The organism is Streptomyces sp. NBC_00154, from assembly GCF_026342835.1.
Classification (GTDB): domain Bacteria; phylum Actinomycetota; class Actinomycetes; order Streptomycetales; family Streptomycetaceae; genus Streptomyces.
Genome location: NZ_JAPEMI010000001.1, coordinates 5,559,952 through 5,580,813 on the forward strand (window position 1 = coordinate 5,559,952; position 20,862 = coordinate 5,580,813).

20 protein-coding genes are annotated in these 20,862 nt (G+C 70.4%); 11 read left to right on the forward strand and 9 right to left on the reverse strand.

Translation table 11 applies throughout. From position 1 onward, the window contains the following. Positions 1-58: 58 nt before the first annotated feature. Both OHA03_RS24895 and OHA03_RS24900 read left to right on the forward strand, forming a co-directional pair. Complete coding sequence (locus OHA03_RS24895; RefSeq protein WP_267006001.1) at positions 59-349, forward strand: YiaA/YiaB family inner membrane protein; 291 nt, start codon at positions 59-61, stop codon at positions 347-349. Positions 350-433: 84 nt separating this feature from the next. After that, the gene (locus OHA03_RS24900) at positions 434-1,057 is read left to right on the forward strand and encodes a TetR/AcrR family transcriptional regulator (RefSeq protein WP_267006002.1); all 624 of its coding nucleotides are present in this window, start codon (positions 434-436) and stop codon (positions 1,055-1,057) included. A gap of 25 nt (positions 1,058-1,082) precedes the next feature. Here the strand turns inward: OHA03_RS24900 and OHA03_RS24905 are convergent, their stop codons facing one another. Next, entirely contained in the window at positions 1,083-1,544 is a 462-nt protein-coding gene (locus OHA03_RS24905) for a MaoC family dehydratase (protein WP_267006003.1), read from the reverse strand. 149 nt (positions 1,545-1,693) lie between these two features. On the opposite strand from OHA03_RS24905, the gene soxR reads away from it, so the two are divergent. Beyond that, positions 1,694-2,167 carry a redox-sensitive transcriptional activator SoxR gene (gene soxR, locus OHA03_RS24910; RefSeq protein WP_267006004.1) on the forward strand — a complete coding sequence of 158 codons (474 nt, stop codon included), beginning with the start codon at positions 1,694-1,696 and terminating at the stop codon, positions 2,165-2,167. Between the two features lie 33 nt (positions 2,168-2,200). Here the strand turns inward: soxR and OHA03_RS24915 are convergent, their stop codons facing one another. After that, positions 2,201-2,812, reverse strand: coding sequence for a hypothetical protein (locus OHA03_RS24915; RefSeq protein ID WP_267006005.1), 612 nt, complete (start codon positions 2,810-2,812; stop codon positions 2,201-2,203). A 260-nt stretch (positions 2,813-3,072) separates the two neighbouring features. Between OHA03_RS24915 and OHA03_RS24920 the strand changes: the two genes are divergently transcribed. Then, positions 3,073-5,901, forward strand: coding sequence for a penicillin acylase family protein (locus tag OHA03_RS24920; RefSeq protein ID WP_267006006.1), 2,829 nt, complete (start codon positions 3,073-3,075; stop codon positions 5,899-5,901). Positions 5,902-5,983: 82 nt separating this feature from the next. Here OHA03_RS24920 and OHA03_RS24925 read toward each other — a convergent pair whose 3' ends face one another. Then, positions 5,984-7,261 (reverse strand): DUF1343 domain-containing protein, encoded by a 1,278-nt coding sequence (locus OHA03_RS24925; RefSeq protein ID WP_267006007.1) that lies wholly within the window; start codon positions 7,259-7,261, stop codon positions 5,984-5,986. A 185-nt stretch (positions 7,262-7,446) separates the two neighbouring features. Between OHA03_RS24925 and OHA03_RS24930 the strand changes: the two genes are divergently transcribed. The 4 genes from OHA03_RS24930 (at position 7,447) to OHA03_RS24945 (ending at position 11,845) form a co-directional block, all read left to right on the forward strand. Continuing rightward, on the forward strand, positions 7,447-8,211 hold the full coding sequence (locus OHA03_RS24930; RefSeq protein ID WP_267006008.1) for an SDR family oxidoreductase: 765 nt from the start codon (positions 7,447-7,449) through the stop codon (positions 8,209-8,211). Further along, a complete protein-coding gene (locus OHA03_RS24935) occupies positions 8,208-9,890 on the forward strand; it encodes an AMP-binding protein (RefSeq protein ID WP_267006009.1) in 1,683 nt (560 codons plus the stop codon). The genes OHA03_RS24930 and OHA03_RS24935 overlap by 4 nt, the downstream gene beginning before the upstream one ends. Positions 9,891-9,927: 37 nt before the next feature. After that, positions 9,928-10,521, forward strand: a complete 594-nt coding sequence (locus OHA03_RS24940; RefSeq protein ID WP_267006010.1) for a TetR/AcrR family transcriptional regulator — start codon at positions 9,928-9,930, stop codon at positions 10,519-10,521. A gap of 196 nt (positions 10,522-10,717) precedes the next feature. Then, on the forward strand, positions 10,718-11,845 hold the full coding sequence (locus OHA03_RS24945) for a hypothetical protein (protein WP_267006011.1): 1,128 nt from the start codon (positions 10,718-10,720) through the stop codon (positions 11,843-11,845). Positions 11,846-11,930: 85 nt separating this feature from the next. Here the strand turns inward: OHA03_RS24945 and OHA03_RS24950 are convergent, their stop codons facing one another. Together OHA03_RS24950 and OHA03_RS24955 are read right to left on the reverse strand one after the other, a co-directional pair. After that, a complete protein-coding gene (locus OHA03_RS24950; RefSeq protein WP_267006012.1) occupies positions 11,931-13,145 on the reverse strand; it encodes an acyl-CoA dehydrogenase family protein in 1,215 nt (404 codons plus the stop codon). Between the two features lie 7 nt (positions 13,146-13,152). Further along, positions 13,153-14,175 carry a phosphotransferase family protein gene (locus OHA03_RS24955; protein ID WP_267006013.1) on the reverse strand — a complete coding sequence of 341 codons (1,023 nt, stop codon included), beginning with the start codon at positions 14,173-14,175 and terminating at the stop codon, positions 13,153-13,155. 152 nt (positions 14,176-14,327) lie between these two features. Between OHA03_RS24955 and OHA03_RS24960 the strand changes: the two genes are divergently transcribed. Next, a complete protein-coding gene (locus OHA03_RS24960; RefSeq protein WP_267006014.1) occupies positions 14,328-15,617 on the forward strand; it encodes a glucarate dehydratase family protein in 1,290 nt (429 codons plus the stop codon). A gap of 159 nt (positions 15,618-15,776) precedes the next feature. Further along, on the forward strand, positions 15,777-16,712 hold the full coding sequence (locus OHA03_RS24965; protein WP_267006015.1) for an NADP-dependent oxidoreductase: 936 nt from the start codon (positions 15,777-15,779) through the stop codon (positions 16,710-16,712). 18 nt (positions 16,713-16,730) lie between these two features. Here OHA03_RS24965 and OHA03_RS24970 read toward each other — a convergent pair whose 3' ends face one another. The 4 genes from OHA03_RS24970 to OHA03_RS24985 form a co-directional block, all read right to left on the reverse strand. Then, complete coding sequence (locus tag OHA03_RS24970; RefSeq protein WP_267006016.1) at positions 16,731-17,042, reverse strand: DUF202 domain-containing protein; 312 nt, start codon at positions 17,040-17,042, stop codon at positions 16,731-16,733. Further along, positions 17,039-17,434 carry a YidH family protein gene (locus OHA03_RS24975; RefSeq protein ID WP_267006017.1) on the reverse strand — a complete coding sequence of 132 codons (396 nt, stop codon included), beginning with the start codon at positions 17,432-17,434 and terminating at the stop codon, positions 17,039-17,041. The genes OHA03_RS24970 and OHA03_RS24975 overlap by 4 nt, the downstream gene beginning before the upstream one ends. 9 nt (positions 17,435-17,443) lie before the next feature. Then, complete coding sequence (locus tag OHA03_RS24980) at positions 17,444-17,986, reverse strand: NUDIX domain-containing protein (protein ID WP_267006018.1); 543 nt, start codon at positions 17,984-17,986, stop codon at positions 17,444-17,446. Between the two features lie 96 nt (positions 17,987-18,082). Next, complete coding sequence (locus OHA03_RS24985; RefSeq protein WP_267006019.1) at positions 18,083-18,976, reverse strand: DMT family transporter; 894 nt, start codon at positions 18,974-18,976, stop codon at positions 18,083-18,085. A gap of 210 nt (positions 18,977-19,186) precedes the next feature. On the opposite strand from OHA03_RS24985, the gene OHA03_RS24990 reads away from it, so the two are divergent. Then, positions 19,187-20,842, forward strand: a complete 1,656-nt coding sequence (locus OHA03_RS24990) for an FAD-binding dehydrogenase (protein WP_267006020.1) — start codon at positions 19,187-19,189, stop codon at positions 20,840-20,842. Positions 20,843-20,862: the final 20 nt, after the last annotated feature.

Consider the following 20,862-nt stretch of genomic DNA (forward strand, 5'->3'; position numbering starts at 1 on the left):
ACGGGACTGAGTACGGGGCCGGATGTGCCGGGCGCCGCAGCGGTCGATGCTGTCCGTCATGAGTGAGACGACATCGGTCAAGCAGCAGAGCACCGCGGCCTTCTACGGACAGGCCGTCGCATCCTTCGGGGTGGCGATGGGCGCGGTGACCCTCGGCATCTACTTCCTCGACGCGAACGCCTGGGTGCGGGGCTTCCTCGCCGTCGGCGTCCTCTATCTCGTCACGTCCTGCTTCACCCTCGCCAAGGTCATCCGGGACCGTCAGGAGGCCGGGCAGCTCATCAGCCGGGTCGACCAGGCTCGGCTGGAGAAGATCCTCGCCGAGCACGACCCCTTCCAGAAGCTCTGACGCCCTCGGCCGCCGGGACCCCTAAGCGCTTGCTCAGGTTCGGGGTATGGTGTGCGTCCTGGTGAACGGAAGGGGTCGGTGACGATGAGCACGGCGGAGGATACCGGCGGCGACAGTACGCCGTGGGGTGAGGTGACGCCCGAGGCGGCCAGACGGCTCCTCGTCGCGGCCGTCGACGCCTTCGCCGAGCGTGGGTACCACGCGACCACCACCCGTGACATCGCGGGCCGCGCCGGCATGAGCCCTGCCGCGCTCTACATCCACTACAAGACGAAGGAAGAGCTGCTCCACCGGATCAGCAGGATCGGTCACGACCGGGCCCTGCTGCTCCTGGAGACGGCCGCGGACAGCGAAGGCACGGCGTCCGAGCGGCTCGCCCACGCTGTGCGGTCCTTCGTCCGCTGGCACGCGGAAGGGCACACCACCGCCCGCGTGGTCCAGTACGAACTCGACGCCCTCGGCCCGGAGCACCGCACCGAGATCGTCGCGCTGCGGCGCAAGAGCGACGCGGTGATCCGCCGGATCATCAGTGAAGGCGTGGAGGCGGGGGAGTTCGACGTCCCCGACATCCCGGGCACCACGCTGGCCGTGCTCTCGCTCTGCATCGATGTGGCGCGCTGGTTCAGCGCGCAGGGGAGCCGGACGCCCGACGAGGTCGGCGCGCTCTACGCCGACCTCGTCCTGCGGATGGTCGCGGCCCAGCGGTAGCGCGACCGGGCACGGTTCCGCGGGCTCAGAAGTAGTAGCGCGACACCGACTCGGCGACGCAGACCGGCTTGTCGCCACCCTCGCGCTCGACCGTGACGACGGCGGTGACCTGGACGCCGCCGCCCGCCTCCTCGACGCTCTTGAGGGCGGCCGTCGCCCGCAGCCGCGAGCCCACCGGAACGGTGGCCGGGAAACGGACCTTGTTGGTGCCGTAGTTGATGCCCATCTTCATGCCTTCGACCCGCATGATCTGCGGGACCAGCGCCGGAAGCAGCGAGAGCGTGAGATAGCCGTGCGCGATCGTCGTGCCGAACGGGCCGGCCGCGGCCCGCTCCGGGTCCACATGGATCCACTGGTGGTCCCCGGTGGCATCGGCGAAGAGATCGACCCGCTTCTGGTCGATCCCCAGCCAGTCGCTGTGCCCCAGCTGCTCGCCCACCCCGTCGCGCAGCTCCTGCGCGGACGTGAAGATCCTCGGCTCTGCCATGTCCCTGGTCCTGCCTTCCCGCTCTCGACCGTGCATCGTCATGCATCCGTCATTCATCGCTACTGTCTAAGCGCTTGCTCAGCATGGTTGGGCGTGGCGTTCCTGTCAACGACGGACCGGCTCGGAGGAGTGCACGTAGGGTTCGAGGGGTGCCCCAGATCCCACAGACACTCCATGAACTCACGGTCGGCCAGCTCTCCACGCGCAGCGGCGCCGCCGTTTCGGCCCTGCACTTCTACGAGGCCAAGGGCCTGATCAGCAGCCGCCGCACCAGTGGCAACCAGCGCCGCTACAGCAGGGATGCGTTGCGCCGGGTCGCTTTCGTCCGTGCGGCGCAACGGGTCGGCATACCGCTGGCCACGATCCGCGACGCGCTGGCCGAGCTCCCCGAGGAGCGCACCCCGAACCGCGACGACTGGGCGCGCCTGTCCGAGGCGTGGCGCTCCGAACTCGACGAGCGGATCAAGCAGCTGGGCCGGCTGCGCGACCATCTCACCGACTGCATCGGCTGCGGCTGTCTGTCGTTGGAGACATGTGTGCTCTCCAACCCGAACGACATCTCCGGGGACACGATCAGCGGGTCCCGGCTGATGCCGGAGCGCCGCTCGGCGGACTGCCAGTAGGCGAGTCGCGGGCCGGGGCGGAGCGGGCGCTCCTCATGCCGCGGACGTCAGGTTCCTGGTCCGTATGCGCCGCGCCCTCGCCAGCGCCCCCGGCGTGAGCACAGGCTGCGGCACGACGATCCCGCAGCCCGTGCAGACCGGCCCCGACCACGGCTCGTGGCTGAGCTCTTGGCGCCAGACGATCCCGGTCCCCGCGCACACCGGGCAGGTCGTGCCCGGCTCGGACTCCAGCGCGGCGATCAGCCGGCCCAGCACCTCGCCCAGCGGTGCGGACGGATGGACCGCCGGATCGTCGCAGCGCGCCACCCCGTTCCCGCCCCAGGTGCGCCGGTGCCAGTCGTCGAACGCGCCCGGCCGGCGCAGCCCATCGTGCTTCTCCCGCCTGCGGCGCTCGGCGAACCCCGCCTCGTACCCGAGCCAGACGGCCCGGGCCTCCTCCAACTCCTCCAGTGCGTGCACCAGTCGCACCGGGTCGGGGGCCCGGTCCTCGGGCTCGATCCAGTGCCGGGCGCACAGATGGTGCCAGGTCGCCCGGTGACCGTAGGGGGCGAACCTCTCCAGGCACTTGCGCAGCGAGTACCGACGCAGCGCCAGGTCACTCCGCGGATCGCGGACCTGTCTCGCAAGACTGCGGAAACCGGCCATCGCACTGCCACCTCCGTCGCTCGTACTTCGGCGTCAAGGGATGGACGTACGACTGCCCGATTCGGCTCCATCGAAAGGCGATTCGCGTCCATTGGCCGAGACGGCCTCGTCGGATGCACCTCGAACGGGCCCGGACGCGGCGCGAATCCGGCTCGGGCGCGGCGTCATGTGGCGATTCGGAAAAGGTGACCGATGCTCACCTTACCGACGGGTCATACCGCCAGTAACCTCCGGCGCATCGGCCTCCCGGAGGAGCACGCATGCCCCCACGCACCGTCAAGTTCAGAGCCGCCACCGTTGCGGCGGTTCTCACCCTCGGCACCACCCTCCTTGCAGCCTCGCCGCAGTCCGGCACCGTGGCGGCGGAACCCGTCCCCGTCGCCGACCACTGCCAGGGGCAGTGCGACGACATCCTGCCGCCCGGCGAGAACGGCAACGCCACGCTCGTCGAGATTCTCGGCAACCAGGCGTTCGGTACGCACCCCGCGCACAGCGACGACCAACTCGACCGCTACAACAGCCTGGTGGCCGGGTACACCGGACTCACCGACCAGAAGCTGACCGACTTCTTCAACGACGCCTCGTTCGGCGTGCCGAAGGACCAGGTCGAGTCCGTCACCTCGCCGCGCGACGACGTCACCATCACCCGCGACAGGAAGTCAGGCGTCCCGCACATCAAGGGCACCACCCGCTACGGCACCGAGTTCGGCGCCGGCTATGCGGCCGGGCAGGACCGGCTCTGGCTGATGGACCTTTTCCGGCACATCGGGCGCGGCGAACTGACCTCGTTCGCCGGTGGCGCACTCGCCAACCAGGGGCTTGAGCAGCAGTTCTGGCCGCAGGCCCCGTACACCGAGGCAGATCTCGAAGCCCAGGTCGCGTACATCAGGACCCATGAGGGCGCCCGCGGTGAGCAGGCCATGGCCGACGCGCAGGCATACGTCGACGGCATCAACGCGTACCGCGACAAGTCCAAGAAGGGCCGCTACTTCCCCGGCGAGTACGTCCTCACCGGAAAGATCGACGCGATCACCAACATCGGTGAGATCCAGCCGTTCAAGCTGACCGACCTGATCTCGATCGCCTCGGTCGTCGGCGGTCAGTTCGGTGGCGGCGGTGGCGGCGAGGTGCAGGCGGCGCTCTCGCTGCTGTCCGCCCAGCAGAAGTACGGGGTCGCCGAAGGCACCGAGGTCTGGGAGTCGTTCCGGCAACGGAACGACCCCGAGGCCGTGCTGACCATCCACGACGGCACCTCCTTCCCCTACGCCGGCAAGCCCGCCCAGGCGCGCGGCACCGCCCTTCCCGATCCGGGCTCGGTCAGCCCCGAGCCGCTCGTCCACGACCGCACCGGCTCCGCGGGCACCGACAGGAAGGCCCCGGTCAAGGCCCCGGCCGCGCTGAGGAAGGCCCAGGGCATCTACGACGACGGCGTGATCCCGGAGGGCTCGCTGCCCGGCTCCGGTTCCGGCGCCCAGAAGCGCGGAATGTCCAACGCCCTGCTGGTCTCCGGCAAGCACACCGCGAGCGGAAACCCGATCGCCGTCTTCGGCCCGCAGACAGGCTACTTCGCACCGCAGCTGATGATGCTCCAGGAGCTCCAGGGCCCAGGCATCAGCGCCCGCGGGGTCGCCTTCGCCGGTGTCGGCATGTACGTCCAGATGGGCCGCGGCCAGGACTACGCGTGGAGCGCCACCTCGGCCGGCCAGGACATCACCGACACGTACGCCATCGAGCTGTGCGAGCCGGACGGTTCCGCGCCCACCAAGAACTCGACGCATTACCTCCACCACGGCACCTGCACCGCGATGGAGAAGCTGGAGCGCACCAACTCCTGGGCGCCGACCGTCGCCGACTCCACGGCGAAGGGCTCCTACCGGATGCAGGTGTGGCGGACCGCGTACGGCATCGTCACCCATTGCGCCACAGTGGGCGGCAAGCCCGTCGCGTACACCTCGCTGCGCACCACCTACCGCCACGAGGCCGACTCGATCATCGGCTTCCAGATGCTCAACGACCCTGAGTACGTGAAGGACGCCGCCTCCTTCCAGCAGGCGGCGAGCAACATCGACTATGCCTTCAACTGGTTCTACGCCGACTCCCGCACCGCCGCCTACTACAACAGCGGCATGAACCCGGTGCGCGCGGCGGGCGTGGACCCGGCCCTGCCCGTCATGGCCGAGAAAGCGTACGAATGGCAGGGCTACGACCCGGTCGCCAATACCGCCGCCTACACCCCGTTCGCCGCGCACCCGCACTCCAGTGGCCAGGACTACTACGTCTCCTGGAACAACAAGCAGGCCGAGGGGTACGCCTCCGCGGGCTTCGGCCTCGGCGCGGTGCACCGGGCGGATCTGCTCGACGACCGGGTGGCGAAGCTGGTGGAGCAGGGCGGCGTCACCCGCGCCTCGCTCACCCGGGCCATGGCGGAAGCCGCGCTCACCGACCTGCGCGGCGAGCAGGTGCTGCCCGAACTGCTGCAGGTGCTCCGTTCCGGGCCGGTCACCGACCCGGAACTGAACGCGGTCATCCAGCAGTTGGAGTCCTGGCGGGCTTCGGGGGCGCAGCGCAGGGAAAGCAGCCCCGGCTCGCACACGTACACCGACGCGGACGCGGTACGGATCATGGACGCGTGGTGGCCGAAGCTGGTCGAGGCCGAGTTCGAGCCGGGTCTGGGCGACAGCCTGTACGGGACGCTGACCGCCGCTCTCGCCACCGACGAGTCACCGGCGGCCAGCCACGGCCCGAGCGGGGCGCACAGCGGATCGGCGTTCCAGTACGGCTGGTGGGGCTTTGTGGACAAGGATCTGCGCCAGGTCCTCGGCCGGCCGGTCAAGGGGCCGCTCGCCAGGACGTACTGCGGAAACGGAGACCTGGGCAGCTGCCGGGACACCCTGCTCGCCTCCCTGAAGCAGGCGGCGTCCGAACCGGCCACCGAGGTCTACCCCGGTGACGACAGCTGCGGGGCCGGCGAGCAGTGGTGCACGGACTCGATCATCCACCGTGCGCTGGGCGGAATCAGCCAGAAGGCGATCCACTGGCAGAACCGCCCGACGTACCAGCAGGTGGTGGAGTTCCCCAGCCACCGGTAGGCATTGATTCCACTCCGTCCGGTGCTCGGGGACGGAACGGTTCGCCGGGCGGGTCCGAACCCTCGGACCCGCCCGGTCCGCCTCACCGGTACTGCAAGTACTTCTTGCGTACCGCCCGGAAGGCGGCGAGATCCGCCGCCCAGGCGTCCACCACCTCATCCGTGTCCGCACCCGCATCGATCATCGTGCGGACCCGCGTGTTGCCGGTGAGCTTGTCGATCCAGTTGTCCGAGCGCCACGCGAACCCGCTCCACGTCTGCTTCGCCGTCACCAGGAGAGCGATCCCCGTGCGTACCGGGTCGAAGACCTCCCGGTCCTGCACATGCAGCTGCACGCCGCCGACCGTCTTCCCCTGGAACTTGGAGAACGTCGGCGCGAAGTACGCCTCGCGGAAAGCGACTCCGGGCAGGTCGAGCGCGTTCGCGGCAGCCGCCCACCGGTGGTCGATGCCCTCCGCGCCGAGCAGTTCGAACGGTCGCGTGGTGCCGCGTCCCTCGGAGAGGTTCGTGCCCTCGAAGAGGCAGGTCCCGGAGTACACCAGAGCGGTGTCCGGCGTCGGCATGTTGGGGCTCGGCGGCACCCACGGCAGTCCGGTCTCGTCGAAGAAGTCCGAGCGCCGCCATCCCGACATCTTCACGATGTCCAGCTCGACCGGCCGATCGGCCAGGAACTCCGCGTTGAAGAGCAGCGCAAGCTCCGTGACCGTCATGCCGTGCGCCTGCGCGATCTCCCGGCGCCCCACGAAGGTCGAGAACGCCGGGTCGAGGACCGGCCCGAGCGCCGCCCGCCCGGTCACCGGGTTCGGCCGGTCCAGCACGACGAACCGCTTGCCCGCGAGCGCCGCCGCCTGCATGCAGTCGTAGAGCGTCCAGATGTACGTGTAGAAGCGTGCGCCCGCGTCCTGGATGTCGAAGACGATCGTGTCCACGCCGGACGCGGTGAAGACATCGGCGAGCGGCTGCCCGCTCTTCAAGTACGTGTCGTAGACAGGGAGTCCGGTCGCCGGATCGTCGTAGCGCCCCTCGGAGCCGCCCGCCTGCGCGGTGCCGCGGAAGCCGTGCTCGGGTCCGAAGACCGCGACCAGGTTCACCCGCTCGTCCGGGTGCATCACATCGACGATGTGGCGCACATCGGAGGTGATCCCGGTCGGGTTGGTGACGACCCCGACCTTCTGCCCCTTCAGCAGTGCGTAGCCGTCCGCGGCCAGCCGGTCGAAGCCGGTGAGGAGCCGGTTGCGCCCGGCGCCCTGCCCCTTCCCGGGCACGGGTCCCGCTGCCGCGGTCCCGGTTCCTGCAGTGGTCGCCGCGAGGGCTCCCACCGCACTGCCGGCGGCCAGCAAACCACGTCTGGACAGGCTCATTCGGCTACCTCCATGATCGCTCCGACTGTCATGGTCACGCACGCTAGCGCGCGCAAGCGCTCCGCGGAACGAGCCGGACGCGACTGCTGTGACAGGAGTGGCGACAACCCGGGCCAGCCCCCTTCCCCGACGACATACCGACTGGTTAGTCTGCTGTGGAAGTCGGCTGAGAGAGGCGGGACCCGATGAGTACGGTGCAGGGCGCGGGCGTAGTGGTCACCGGAGCCGGAGGCGGCATCGGCGCCGCTCTGGCCCGCAGATTCGCCGCGGAAGGCGCCAGGGTCGTCGTCAACGACCTCGACGAGGCCCGGATCAAGACGCTTGCCGAGGAGATCGGCGGCACTGCCGTCGCCGGTGACGCCTCACGGATCGTGGACGCCGCCCGGGAAGCCCTGGACGGCACCGTCGACATCTACTGCGCCAACGCGGGCCTTGCCTCGCCCGGCGACGTCTTCGCCGACGAGGAGGTCTGGGCGGCGGCCTGGGACGTCAATGTGATGGCCCACGTCCGCGCGGCCAGGGCGCTGCTGCCGGACTGGCTGGAGCGCGGCAGCGGCCGGTTCGTCTCCACCGCGTCCGCCGCCGGGCTGCTGACGATGATCGGCGCGGCGCCGTACAGCGTCACCAAGCACGGGGTCGTCGCCTTCGCCGAATGGCTCTCGCTCACCTACCGCCACCGCGGCGTCAAGGTCCACGCGATCTGCCCCCAGGGCGTACGTACGGACATGCTCACCGCCGCGGGTTCGGCCGGTGAGCTCGTGCTCGCCCCCAGCGCCATCGAGCCGGAGGCCGTCGCCGACGCGCTCTTCGACGCCATGGCCGAGGACCGTTTCCTCGTCCTGCCGCACCCCGAGGTCGCCGGCTACTACCGGGCGCGCACCAAGGACACCGACCACTGGCTCGCCAATATGAACCACCTTCAGCAGAAGTGGGAGGAGACCGGCGCATGACCGAGTCCAACACCGACGCCGACACCGGGTCCGGCTACGCGGCAAAACCCTGGATCTCCCTGCTCAGCGAGGCCCAGCGGGCCCCCGTCAGCCCCGCCGAGACTTTGGTGCACGCCTTTCGCGCCTCCGTCGCCCGCACCCCCGAGCACCCGGCGCTCGCCTACTTCGACGGGCGCCTCAGCTACCGCGAGACCGATGCGCTCTCCGACTCGGTGGCCGGTCATCTCGCCGCGAAGGGCCTGGAGCGCGGCGACCGGGTCGCGATCATGCTGCAGAACTCCCCGCAGTTCGTACTCGCACTGCTCGGCGCCTGGAAGGCGGGGGCGACCGTCGTCCCGCTCAACCCGATGTACAAGTCCGACGAGGTCGGCCACGTACTGAAGGACGCCGAGGTCACCGCGCTGATCTGCGCGGACCGGGCGTGGGAGTCGTATCTGCGGGACACCGCGGCCGCCGCCCCGACCGTACGGATCGCCGTCACCGCCTGCGAGCTCGACCTCCAGAGCCAGAACGACGAACGGGTCCTGAACTTCGAGCGGCTGCCGGCCCCCGAGGACGCCGACGACCTGGTGGCCGTCGCCCGCCGCGGGCTCGCCGCCCCCGAAGGCCGCGAACTCACCGCCGCCGACGTGGCGCTGATCAGCTACACCTCCGGGACCAGCGGTGCCCCCAAGGGCGCCATGAACTCCCACGGCAACATCATGGTCAACGCCGAGCGCCAGCGGACCGGACACCCGGTCGCCGAGGGCTCCTCGTACTTCGCGCTCGCCCCGCTCTTCCACATCACCGGCATGGTGTGCCAGCTGGCCGCCTGTCTCACCAACGCGGGCACCCTCGTCCTCGCGTACCGCTTCCATCCCGGTGTCGTCCTCGACGCGTTCGCCGAGCACCGCCCCGCGTACACCGTCGGCCCGTCGACCGCCTTCATGGCGCTCGCCGCCCATCCCGACGTGACCCGTGAGCACTTCGCCTCGTTCCAGGTGATCTCCTCCGGCGGTGCACCGTTGCCGCCCGCGCTCGTGGAGAAGTTCCGTGCGGGCTTCGGCCCGTACATCCGCAACGGCTACGGTCTCACCGAGTGCACGGCGCCCTGCGCCTCCGTACCGCCCGAGCGGGAAGCCCCCGTCGACCCGGTCTCCGGGACGCTCTCCGTCGGCGTTCCCGGCCCGGACACGATCGTCCGGATCCTCGACGAGAACGGCGAGGAGGTGCCGTTCGGCGAACAGGGTGAGATCGCCGTCCGCGGTCCCCAGGTCGTCTCCGGCTACTGGCGGCTGCCCGACGCCTCCGCCGCCGCCTTCCCGGACGGTGAGCTGCGGACGGGCGACATCGGCTTCATGGACCGCGACGGCTGGCTGTACGTCGTCGACCGCAAGAAGGACATGATCAACGCTTCCGGCTTCAAGGTCTGGCCGCGCGAGGTCGAAGATGTCCTGTACACCCACCCGGCGGTACGGGAGGCGGCGGTCGTCGGCGTCCCCGACGCCTACCGCGGCGAGACCGTCCGGGCGTACGTCAGCCTGCGGCCCGGTGCGGTGGTCGAGCCCGGAGAGCTGGGCGCGTACTGCAAGGAGCGGCTCGCCGCCTACAAGTACCCGCGCGAGGTCGAGATCCTGGCTGAACTCCCGAAGACGGCAAGTGGGAAGATCCTCAGGCGGGAACTGCGTTCAGCGCAGTAGAGCAGCGGACACATCGTACGGAAGGCAGGTGGCGGCAATGGCCAGAACGACGGACGGGAACGATGCCCCGGTCCCGCAGCGGCTGCTGGCCGCCGCCACCCGGCTCTTCGCCGAGCAGGGTTACGACCGCACGTCGGTCCAGGAGATCGTCGAGGCGGCAGGCGTCACCAAGGGGGCGCTGTACCACTACTTCGGGTCCAAGGAGGATCTCCTCCAGGAGGTCTACGCCCGGGTGCTGCGGCTCCAGCAGGAGCGGCTCGACGCCTTCGCCGATGCCGAGGCGCCGGTCGAGCAGCGGCTGCGGGACGCGGCGGCGGATGTCGTCGTCACGACGATCGAGAACCTCGACGACGCGTCGATCTTCTTCCGGTCCATGCACCATCTGAGCCCGGAGAAGAACAAGCAGGTGCGGGTGGAGCGGCGCCGCTATCACGAGCGGTTCCGGGCGCTGGTCGAAGAGGGGCAGCGGAGCGGGGTGTTCTCGACGGCGACGCCGGCGGATCTGGTGGTGGACTACCACTTCGGCTCGGTGCACCACCTGTCGACGTGGTACCGCCCGGACGGCCCGCTCAGCCAGCAGGAGGTCGCCGACCATCTGGCCGACCTGCTGCTGCGCGCGCTGCGCCCCTGACGTCGGATCAGAGGCACGGGAGCGGCGTCCGTCCGGCCGGCTCCGGGTTCTCGGGCGGACGACGTGATCTTGACGGGGCCGGGCGCTGCCCTGCACGCGCGCCGGCGGTACGCCCTCTTGCTGGATTGGTCTGTACCTGCCACGCTGCCAGCGCCGCCCCCGCGTCCCGTCGGCCGCTCCCTCCCCGGAGGTCCGTATGCGCCCCAACGTGCCCCGCTTCAGCAGACTCCGCCGCAGGCCGCTCAGCCGGCCCCTGCTCGCCGTCCTCGGCCTGCTCCTCGCCCTACTGGTTCCACAAGCCCCCACGGCCTCGGCCGCCGCCGTTACACCGCCGCAGATCTACGGCGCCTGGCACTGCAGCGACGACGCCTGTACCTGGGGCACTGTGCGCAGCGTCGCGGACTTCGACTCCAAGAACCACTGGCTGATCGACCGCGGCGACGGGCGTCCGTCCGTCAACCTGGTGGTGCTCAGCTTTGTGGAGCCGCAGCGACTGCTCCACCGTACGGACGACGCGACCACCGTGGGCGGCGTGCCCAAGGGCATGACCCGCGAGATCGTGCAGTACTTCACCTCGCACGGTATCCGCGTGATGCTCTCCATCGGCGGCATCACCTACACCGACGCATGGGACGCGGCGCTCGCCGAGAACGCCACCCAACTCGGCCTGAACGCCGCCGCCGTCGCGAGCGACCTCGGTGTCGGCATCGAGATCGACTACGAGCAGAACACCGACCCGGATCTCACCGGACTCCAGTCCTTCATCGACGCCTACCGCTCCGTCCATCCCTACGACGCATCGGGCGGCGACCCGGCCGCCCGGCTCACCATTGACACAGCCGCCGGCGACCGCTGGCTGATCGGCATCAACCGGAAGGCGACCGCCGACTGGCTGCGCACCGACACCCCGGTCCTCGACTACGCCAACGCGATGGTGCCCGCGCGCCAGCCCTCGGCGAGCACGGCGATCGCGAACTGGCAGGAGCACGTGGACGGCAAGCCCACCTATGCGCCGCCCGTGCCGCCGCTCGCTCCCGCAAAGTTCACCGGCGCCTTCTACATCAGCGACCAGACCAAGTCGCTGCCGGAGTGCACTGACTTCGCGAACTCGTTGCAGAAGTCGACGGGAACGTTCGAGCAGAGCGTCGCGCCGAACGGGGCCGGGGCCACCTCCGGGATGCTCGGCTACATGTTCTGGGCCGCCGAGCGGCCCTCCACGCGCGGCACCGGCACCCAGCCGCCCAACACCTGCGAGGGCGGCGTGGGCGTCGGCGCCACCACATACGGCATTGCGCTGCCGATGCCCGCGCTGCGCCAGAACTGAACGACTCCATCCACGGGCCGGACGGGCAGAAGCTAAGCCCGTCCGGCTTCGAGGACACGGCGTGGCTGCAGCCCGCGCCGCGCTGCTACAGGTACCGCTTGATCTCGCGTCGCGCCAGCGACCTCTGGTGCACCTCGTCGGGCCCGTCGGCCAGCCGCAGCGTCCGCGCCGCCGCCCACAGTTCCGCCAGCGGGAAGTCCTGGCTGACGCCGCCCGCGCCGTGCAGTTGCACCGCCTGGTCGAGGATGTCGACCACCGCGCGCGGGGTGGCGATCTTGATGGCCTGGATCTCCGTGTGCGCACCCCGGTTGCCGACGGTGTCCATCAGCCACGTCGTCTTCAGCACCAGCAGCCGCAGCTGCTCCACCGTGACCCGCGCGTCCGCGATCCAGTTCTGCACGACGCCCTGCTGGGCGAGCGGCTTGCCGAATGCCGTACGGGACACCGCCCGCCTGCACATCAGCTCGATGGCCCGCTCGGCCATCCCGATCAGCCGCATGCAGTGGTGGATCCGGCCCGGGCCGAGACGCGCCTGGGCGATGGCGAAGCCGCCGCCCTCCTCGCCGATCAGGTTCGTGGCGGGCACCCGCACATCGGTGAACACGACTTCCGCGTGACCGCCGTGGTAGTGGTCCTCGTACCCGTACACCTGCATCGCGCGACGCACTTCGAGGCCGGGCGTGTCACGCGGGACCAGGATCATCGACTGCTGGCGGCGGATGTCGGGGCCGTCCGGGTCGGTCTTGCCCATCACGATGAAGATCCGGCAGTCCGGGTTCATCGCCCCGGAGATGTACCACTTGCGGCCGTTGATGACGTAGTCGTCGCCGTCCCGCACGATCCGGGTCTCGATGTTCGTCGCGTCCGACGAGGCCACCTCGGGCTCCGTCATGGCGAACGCCGACCGGATCTCACCGGCGAGCAGCGGCTCCAGCCACTGCTTCTTCTGCTCGTCCGTGCCGAACTGGAAGAGCACCTCCATGTTCCCGGTGTCCGGCGCCGCGCAGTTCAGCGCGGTCGGTGCCAACTGCGGGGACCGGCCGGTGATTTCGGCGAGCGGAGCGTACTGGAGGTTGGTCAGCCCGGCGCCGTACTCCGCGTCGGGCAGGAAGAGGTTCCACAGGCCCTGCTTGCGCGCCTCCGCCTTCAGGTCCTCGACGACCTGCGGGGTGTCCCACGGGGAGGCGAGCAGTGCGCGCTGCTCGTCCGCGATCTTCTCGGCCGGGAGGACATGCTCGTCCATGAAGGTGAGCAGCTTGGTGCGCAGCTCTTCCGTGCGGGCGTCGAATGCGAAATCCATGGGCTGATCAGCCTTCCTGAAGAGTGGTGAGGCCGTGCTCGATGAAGACAGGGACGAGATCGCCGATCCGGTCGAAGCCGGCGCCGACCGTCTGGCCGAGGGTGTAGCGGTAGTGGATGCCCTCCAGGATCACGGCGAGCTTGAACCACGCGAACGCCGTGTACCAGGAGATGGCGGAGGTGTCCCGGCCGGAGCGGGCGGCGTAGCGCTCGATCAGTTCGGCGGGGGTGGGGTGGCCGGCCGCGCCGCTGGTGGTGGAGACCGGGGACCTGGGCAGACCGAGATCGGAGCTGTACATCACCAGGAGGCCGAGGTCGGTCAGCGGGTCGCCGAGTGTCGACATCTCCCAGTCGAGGACGGCCTTGATCTCGTCGTCCGAGCCGATCAGGACGTTGTCCAGGCGGTAGTCGCCGTGGATGACGGTGGGCGCGGGGGAGACGGGCAGTTCGCGCCCGAGCGCGGCGTGCAGCTCGTCGATGCCGGGCAGTTCGCGGTTGCGGGAGGCGTCCAGCTGCTTGCCCCAGCGGCGCAGCTGCCGGTCGAGGAAACCCTCGGGGCGTCCGAAGTCGCCGAGCCCCACGGACTCGGCGTCCACCGCGTGCAGTTCCACCAGTGTGTCGACCAGTCCGAGGACGGCCGCCCGGGTGCGCTCGGGGCCGAGCGGGGCGAGCTGCTCGGCGGTGCGGTACGGGGTCCCCTCGACGTACTCCATGAGGTAGAACGGCGACCCGATGACGGAATCGTCCTCGCAGAGCAGCACCGGCTCGGGCACCGGCACGGCTGTCGGATGCAGTGCGCTGATCACCCGGTGCTCGCGCTTCATGTCGTGCGCGGTGGCGAGGACATGACCGAGCGGCGGCCGGCGGACGACCCAGTGGCCGGTGCCGTCCGTGACGATGTACGTCAGGTTGGAGCGACCGCCCTCGATGAGGCGGGCTTCGAGCGGTCCGTTCACCAGACCCGGCCGCTCGCGGTCGAGATATCCGCGGAGCCGGTCCAGGTCGAGACCTGGCGGGTGGACTGAGCTCATCGTGCGCACCTCCGGGGTGAAAAGACGTCGAAGCTCATGATGCCGACCAGTCGGTATGTCGTCCAGTGAACTCCCGGATTCCCCGGTGCGGACTCCGGTTCCAGTGGTCCCGGAGTCTGGCGTCCGGTCTTGTCTCTGAATATGGTTCACGTATGGATACTGCGTTGCTGATCGACGAAGTCCGGCTGACCCCGATCCTCATAGCCGACCCGCCGCTGCTCAACACCCAGGGCGTCCACCAGCCGTACACCCCACGGCTCATCGTGGAGGTGATCACGCGCGGTGGGACGACCGGCATCGGGGAGACCTACGGGGACGGCAAGTACCTCGAACTCGCCGAGCCGCTCGCCCGGGCCCTGGTCGGCCGCTCGGTCAGCGATCTGAACGGCCTCTTCGCCCTCGCCGAGGAGGTGTGCGGTGATTCACGCGCCGCCGACGAGCGCGTGGAAGCCGGCGGCCTGCGCGGCGTCCAGACCTCAGACAAGCTCCGGCTCTCCGTCATCTCCGGCTTCGAGGTCGCTTGCCTGGACGCCCTGGGCAAGTCCCTCGGCCTGCCCGTGCACGCGCTGCTCGGCGGCAGGGTCCGCGACAGCGTCGAGTACAGCGCGTACCTCTTCTACCGCTGGGCCGCCCATCCCGAGGGCGGCGAACAGGACGACTGGGGTGCGGCCGTCGACCCGGCCGGAGTCGTCGCCCAGGCGCGTCGGTTCGCCCGCGAGTACGGCTTCTCCTCCTTCAAGCTCAAGGGCGGCGTCTTCGAACCCGACCAGGAGATCGCCGCGATCCGCGCCCTCGCCGAGGCGTTTCCCGGGCAGCCGCTGCGGCTGGACCCGAACGGCGCCTGGTCCGTCAAGACCTCGCTGCACGTCGCCGAGCAGCTGAAGGACGTACTCGAATATCTGGAGGATCCGGCGACCGGCACGGACCTGATGGCCGCCGTCGCCGCGGGCACCGACGTACCGCTCGCCACGAACATGTGCGTCACGACCCTCGCCGAGGTCCCGGAGGCCTTCGCCCGCGGCGCCGTCCAGGTCGTGCTCTCCGACCACCACTACTGGGGCGGCCTGCACCGCACCCGTGAGCTGGCCGGGATCTGCCGCACCTTCGGAGTCGGACTCTCCATGCACTCCAACACCCATCTGGGGATCAGCCTCGCCGCGATGACCCACGTGGCGGCCACCGTCCCCAACCTCGACTACGCCTGCGACAGCCACTACCCCTGGCAGACCGAGGACGTCATCACCACCCGTCATGTGTTCAAGGACGGTCGGCTGACCGTCTCCGACGCCCCGGGGCTCGGCGTCGAACTCGACCGGGAACGGCTGGCCGTACTGCACCGGCGGTGGCTCGCCGACGACGGCACGATGCGCGAGCGCGACGACGCGGCGGCCATGCGCAAGGCCGAGCCGGAGTGGGTGACGCCGGCCATCCCACGCTGGTGAGCCCGGGGCGGCCCGGGGGCGGACCGCGTGTCGGGAGGCCGCCGACGCGGTCCTGATCCGGGGCGGGCGTCCGGCCACGGACCGCCCACGCCGAGGCCACCGTCCGAGGCCGTCACCGTCTGAGTTGCGTCCGGCCTGAGCAGCCCGGATGGTCGGAAGATGAAGGCGATCAGCTACAGCAGGTACGGCGGGGCCGAGGTCCTGGAGTACGGCGAGCGACCCGACCCCAAGGTCGGCCCGGACAGTGTGCTGGTGAAAGTGCGGGCAGCGGCCGTCAACCCGGTCGACTGGAAGGCCAGGGAGGGCCATCTCCAGTCAGGACTGGAGGCCGTCTTTCCGGTGATCCCCGGCTGGGACGTCTCCGGAGTCGTCGTACAGCCCGGTATCGCCGTCGACGAATTCGCTGTCGGCGACGAGGTCATCGGCTATGTGCGGGAGGACTTCCTGTCCCGCGGCACCTTTGCCGAGTACGTCGCCGCCCCCGTGCGCACCCTCGCCCGCAAGCCGCTCAGCCTGAGCTTCGAGGCGGCGGCGGGCCTGCCGCTGGCCGGTCTCACCGCGTACCAGGTGCTGCACCGCTCACTGCGGATCCAGGACGGCGACACCGTGCTGGTCCACGCGGCCGCGGGCGGGGTGGGCTCACTGGCCGTCCAGCTCGCCCGGCACGCGGGCGCCCGCGTCATCGGCACCGCCAGCGACCACAACCACGACCATGTGCGAAAGCTCGGCGGCGAGCCGGTGGCGTACGGCGAAGGGCTCGCCGACCGGATCAGGGCCCTGGCCCCCGACGGGGTCGACGCCGCCTTCGACACCGTCGGCGGCGAGGCGCTGCGTGCCTCCGCGGAAGTGCTGAAGCCCGGGGGCCGGCTGGTGTCCATCGCGGACGGCGAGGTCTTCTCGTACGGCGGCCGCTATGCCTTCGTACGGCCCGACGCCGACGACCTCGCCCAGCTGAGCGCCCTGGCCGAGCAGGGCGTCATCTCGGTCCATGTCGACCGCACCTTCCCGCTGGAACAGGCCGCGGACGCCTACCGGCTGAACGAGGAGGGGCGCACCCGCGGGAAGATCGTCGTCACCGTCCCCTGGGACAGCTGACGGCCCCGACACGTCCCCTCAGAAGATCATCGCCGCCGCGAACACCGCGAGCGCCACCGTGCACACCGCCGCTGTCAGCGCGCCGCGCGGCGACAGGGGGCGCGGCCGCGCGGTCCCCATCCCGCGCACCCGCCGGTGCGCCACCTGCAGAAAGCCCAGCCAGGCCAGCACGCTCAGCGACAGGGCGACGAATCCGGCCGGGGTCGCACCGTTGTGCAGGGCCTGCTTGCCGGCCAGCAGAGCCACCACCGTGCAGGACAGGGTGGTACGCCGCCACGCCAGCCTGGTCCGCTCGGGCTGCAGCCCGGGGTCCCGGACGGCGGCCGTCAACGGCTCTCCCAGCCGAAGACGACCACCACCACCATGGAGACGGCGACGACGGCGACCGCAAGTCCGAGCAGCGCCGGGAAGCGGGAGACCGGCAGGTCCTCGCCGCGCCGCATCGCCCGCTCGCACCGCACCCAGTGGTTGACCGCCCGCAGCGCACACAGCACACCGGCCGCCAGCAGCGCGAGCGCCAGCCCCGTCCGGACCCCCCAGGCCAGCTCCGGCAGGAACTGGTCGACGGCGAAGCCGCCGCCGATGAGCGCCAGAGCCGTCCGGATCCAGGCGAGGAAGGTGCGCTCGTTGGCGAGCGAGAAGCGGTAGTCGGGGGTGTCGCCCTCGTCACGGATCCGCTCCGGCGCGAACCACAGCCTCAGACCTTGTACGAAGTCGTTCACGTCCGAACCCTAACCAGCGCTCTGCCGGTCTCCTGCCGGGGCCCGGCCTGCCCGGTACTCCCGCAGCCGGCGATACGTCTCCAGGCCGTCCGGCACCCACTGCCAGTCGCCGAGCCGCTCCGTCAGCTCGTCATCGGTGAGGAAGGTGTGCCAGGCGACCTCCTCCACCTGCGGGTTCACCGGCAGCTCGCACCGTACCTGGTACACGTGCGACCACCAGGTGTGCTCCGCGCTCTCGTAGAGGAACTTGAAGAGCGGCTCAGGGCGGGGGAGTCCCGTGACACCGAGTTCCTCCTCGGCCTCGCGCAGCGCCGCCTCGGCGTACGACTCGCCCGCGCCGACCACCCCGCCGACGAACATGTCGTAGTGCGAGGGAAAGACCAGCTTGGTCGGGGTCCTGCGGTGCACGAAGAGCCGGCCCTCGGCGTCCCTGGCCTCGATGAAGACACAGCGATGGCGCAGGCCCCGCACGGTCGCCTCACCGCGCGGGGCCTGACCGACGACCTCGTCGTTCTCGTCGACGATGTCCAGAATTTCGTCAGCAGCAGTCATGCAGCCCATCCAACCTCAGCTCCGGAACCGGGGATCACCGACCGGCACCGGGCGGGTTGGACGCATGAACCGCCCGCGCGCCCGGCGAGGCGCCCGTCAGTGCGGCTGCAGGCTGCGCTTCCGGCGGTGGTGGTCGTGACCCGTCGGCATCGCCGGATGCAGCCCCAGCAGCACGATCCCGACGACGATCGCCACCAGCCCGGCCGCCTGCCAGGCCAGCGCACCCGCATCGGTGCGCACCTGGTCGCCCAGGAAACCGATCCCGCAGGCGATCCCGGCCAGCGGCTGGGCGGCGGTCAGCGCGGGCAGCGACATCCGCAGCGGCGCCGTCTCGAACGCGCTCTGCACCAGGATCAGCCCCGTCACGCCCAGCACCACCACCGCGTACGGCTGCCAGCTCGTCACCAGTGCCGTCCACCCCGCGTCCGACAGCACCTCCCCGCTCATCCGGGTGAGTGCGTCCTGGAGGCCGTACAGCAGCCCGGCCGCCACCGCGAGCAGCGCCGGGGCCGCTCCGTGCTGCGAGCGTTTGGCGAAGGTGGTGAGCAGCAGGGCTATGCCCACGACCACGCCGACCACCAGCCAGTGCCGCAGTGCGTTCGTGATCGTCTCGCCGCCCTGCGGCCGGCCCCCCAGCAGGAAGGCGGTGACACCGCCTGCCAGCAGCCAGAGTCCGGCCCAGCCCTGCCGGCCGAGCCGCTGGCCGGTGCGATGGCGCGACAGGGCCATGGCGAAGAGCAGATTGGTCGCCAGGAGAGGCTCGACCACGGATACCTCGCCCTTGCCCAGGGCCAGCGCCCCCAGCGCCATGCCGCTGACCATCAGGCCGACCCCGGCCAGCCAGCTCCGCACCTGCATCAGGTCGAGCAGCAGCCGGGGGGAGAGATAATCCCTCCTCGGGGCGTGCCGGGCGGCGGCCTGCTGCAGGACAAAGCCGAATCCCAGACAGCAGGCGGCGCTCACGGCGAGTACGAGCACCAGCACCGACACGCTTCTCTACCTCAAGTCCGGCCAGGAGAGGGTGATTTGTTTCGACGATAGCGCCTCCGGGGGGAGGATGCGGCCGGAGCGCGTCCGACCGGGCGGTTGACGCCGCAGCGGCCGGTGCCGAAGATCTGACGCACGAGTAACTTCCGGCGCTCCCTCGCGGACCCCGACTCGCCCCGCTCGCCCCGACTCGCCCCGACAAGGATGGAACCCATGGCGTACGACGCTGATGTGATCGTGATCGGGGCAGGACTCGCGGGTCTTGTGGCCACCGCCGAGCTCGTCGACGCGGGCCGCACGGTGATCCTGCTCGACCAGGAGCCCGAGCAGTCGATCGGCGGCCAGGCGCACTGGTCCTTCGGCGGCCTCTTCCTCGTCGACTCGCCCGAGCAGCGCCGCATGCGGATCAAGGACAGCCGCGAACTGGCCCTCCAGGACTGGCTCGGTACGGCCGGCTTCGACCGCAAGGAGGACCACTGGCCACGGAAGTGGGCCGAGGCGTACGTCGACTTCGCGGCCGGTGAGAAGCGGTCCTGGCTGCACGCCCAGGGACTGCGGATCTTCCCCGTGGTCGGCTGGGCCGAACGTGGCGGCTACGACGCGAACGGCCACGGCAACTCCGTACCCCGCTTCCACATCACCTGGGGCACCGGCCCCGGTGTCGTGGCCCCCTTCGAGCGCCGGGTCCGCGAGGGTGTCGCCAAGGGGCTCGTCCAGCTGAGGTTCCGCCACCGGGTCACCGGCCTCGGCCGCAGCGCGGGCGCGATCGACACCGTGACCGGTGAACTCCTCGAACCGAGCGGCGCCCAGCGCGGCACCGCGAGCAGCCGCGAGGCGACCGGCGCCTTCGAGCTGAAGGCCCAGGCGGTGATCGTCACCTCCGGCGGCATCGGCGGCAACCACGACCTCGTGCGCAAGCAGTGGCCCGAACGGCTCGGCACCCCGCCCGCGAAGATGCTCTCCGGGGTTCCCGCCCACGTCGACGGGCTGATGCTCGGCATCACCGAGGAGGCGGGCGCCCACCACATCAACCGCGACCGGATGTGGCACTACACCGAGGGCATCGAGAACTGGAACCCGATCTGGGCCAAGCACGGCATCCGGATCCTGCCGGGACCGTCCTCGCTCTGGCTGGACGCCCGCGGCAAGCGGCTGCCGGTGCCGCTCTTCCCCGGCTTCGACACGCTCGGCACCCTCGAGCACATCATGAAGTCGGGCTACGACTACACCTGGTTCGTTCTCGACCAGAAGATCATCGGCAAGGAGTTCGCGCTCTCCGGCTCGGAGCAGAATCCCGACCTGACCGGCAAGTCGATCCGCGGTGTGATCGGCCGGGCGCGCGCGGACGTGCCGGGACCGGTGAAGGCGTTCATGGACAACGGCGTGGACTTCGTCGTCGAGAAGGACCTCGAATCACTGGTCCGCGGCATGAACGCGCTCACCGACGAACCGCTGATCGACGCGGCGGAGCTGCGCCGCGAGATCACCGCGCGGGACCGCGAGACAGCCAACCCGTTCACCAAGGACCTCCAGATCACGGCGATCCGGGGCGCCCGCACGTACCTCGGCGACAAGCTGATCCGTACGGCGGCCCCGCACCGCATCCTGGACCCCGGGGCCGGTCCGCTGATCGCCGTACGACTCAACATCCTTACCCGGAAGTCGCTCGGCGGCCTGGAGACGGACCTGTCGTCACGGGTGCTCGGGGAGGACGGCACGCCCCTGCCCGGTGTGTACGCGGCGGGGGAGGCGGCAGGCTTCGGCGGCGGCGGGATGCACGGCTACCGCTCACTCGAAGGAACGTTCCTCGGTGGCTGCATCTTCTCCGGGCGGGCGGCGGGCCGGGCCGCGGCGGAGGCGGTCGGCTGAGGACTCCGATCCGTGGGCCG

Bases quoted from the DNA above. Each gene is read 5' to 3' on its own strand.
- OHA03_RS24895 (WP_267006001.1), top strand. From the start codon at position 59: ATGAGTGAGACGACATCGGTCAAGCAGCAGAGCACCGCGGCCTTCTAC.
- OHA03_RS24900 (WP_267006002.1), top strand. From the start codon at position 434: ATGAGCACGGCGGAGGATACCGGCGGCGACAGTACGCCGTGGGGTGAG.
- OHA03_RS24905 (WP_267006003.1), bottom strand. From the start codon at position 1,544: ATGGCAGAGCCGAGGATCTTCACGTCCGCGCAGGAGCTGCGCGACGGG.
- OHA03_RS24915 (WP_267006005.1), bottom strand. From the start codon at position 2,812: ATGGCCGGTTTCCGCAGTCTTGCGAGACAGGTCCGCGATCCGCGGAGT.
- OHA03_RS24920 (WP_267006006.1), top strand. From the start codon at position 3,073: ATGCCCCCACGCACCGTCAAGTTCAGAGCCGCCACCGTTGCGGCGGTT.
- OHA03_RS24925 (WP_267006007.1), bottom strand. From the start codon at position 7,261: ATGAGCCTGTCCAGACGTGGTTTGCTGGCCGCCGGCAGTGCGGTGGGA.
- OHA03_RS24930 (WP_267006008.1), top strand. From the start codon at position 7,447: ATGAGTACGGTGCAGGGCGCGGGCGTAGTGGTCACCGGAGCCGGAGGC.
- OHA03_RS24935 (WP_267006009.1), top strand. From the start codon at position 8,208: ATGACCGAGTCCAACACCGACGCCGACACCGGGTCCGGCTACGCGGCA.
- OHA03_RS24940 (WP_267006010.1), top strand. From the start codon at position 9,928: ATGGCCAGAACGACGGACGGGAACGATGCCCCGGTCCCGCAGCGGCTG.
- OHA03_RS24945 (WP_267006011.1), top strand. From the start codon at position 10,718: ATGCGCCCCAACGTGCCCCGCTTCAGCAGACTCCGCCGCAGGCCGCTC.
- OHA03_RS24950 (WP_267006012.1), bottom strand. From the start codon at position 13,145: ATGGATTTCGCATTCGACGCCCGCACGGAAGAGCTGCGCACCAAGCTG.
- OHA03_RS24955 (WP_267006013.1), bottom strand. From the start codon at position 14,175: ATGAGCTCAGTCCACCCGCCAGGTCTCGACCTGGACCGGCTCCGCGGA.
- OHA03_RS24960 (WP_267006014.1), top strand. From the start codon at position 14,328: ATGGATACTGCGTTGCTGATCGACGAAGTCCGGCTGACCCCGATCCTC.
- OHA03_RS24965 (WP_267006015.1), top strand. From the start codon at position 15,777: ATGAAGGCGATCAGCTACAGCAGGTACGGCGGGGCCGAGGTCCTGGAG.
- OHA03_RS24980 (WP_267006018.1), bottom strand. From the start codon at position 17,986: ATGACTGCTGCTGACGAAATTCTGGACATCGTCGACGAGAACGACGAG.
- OHA03_RS24990 (WP_267006020.1), top strand. From the start codon at position 19,187: ATGGCGTACGACGCTGATGTGATCGTGATCGGGGCAGGACTCGCGGGT.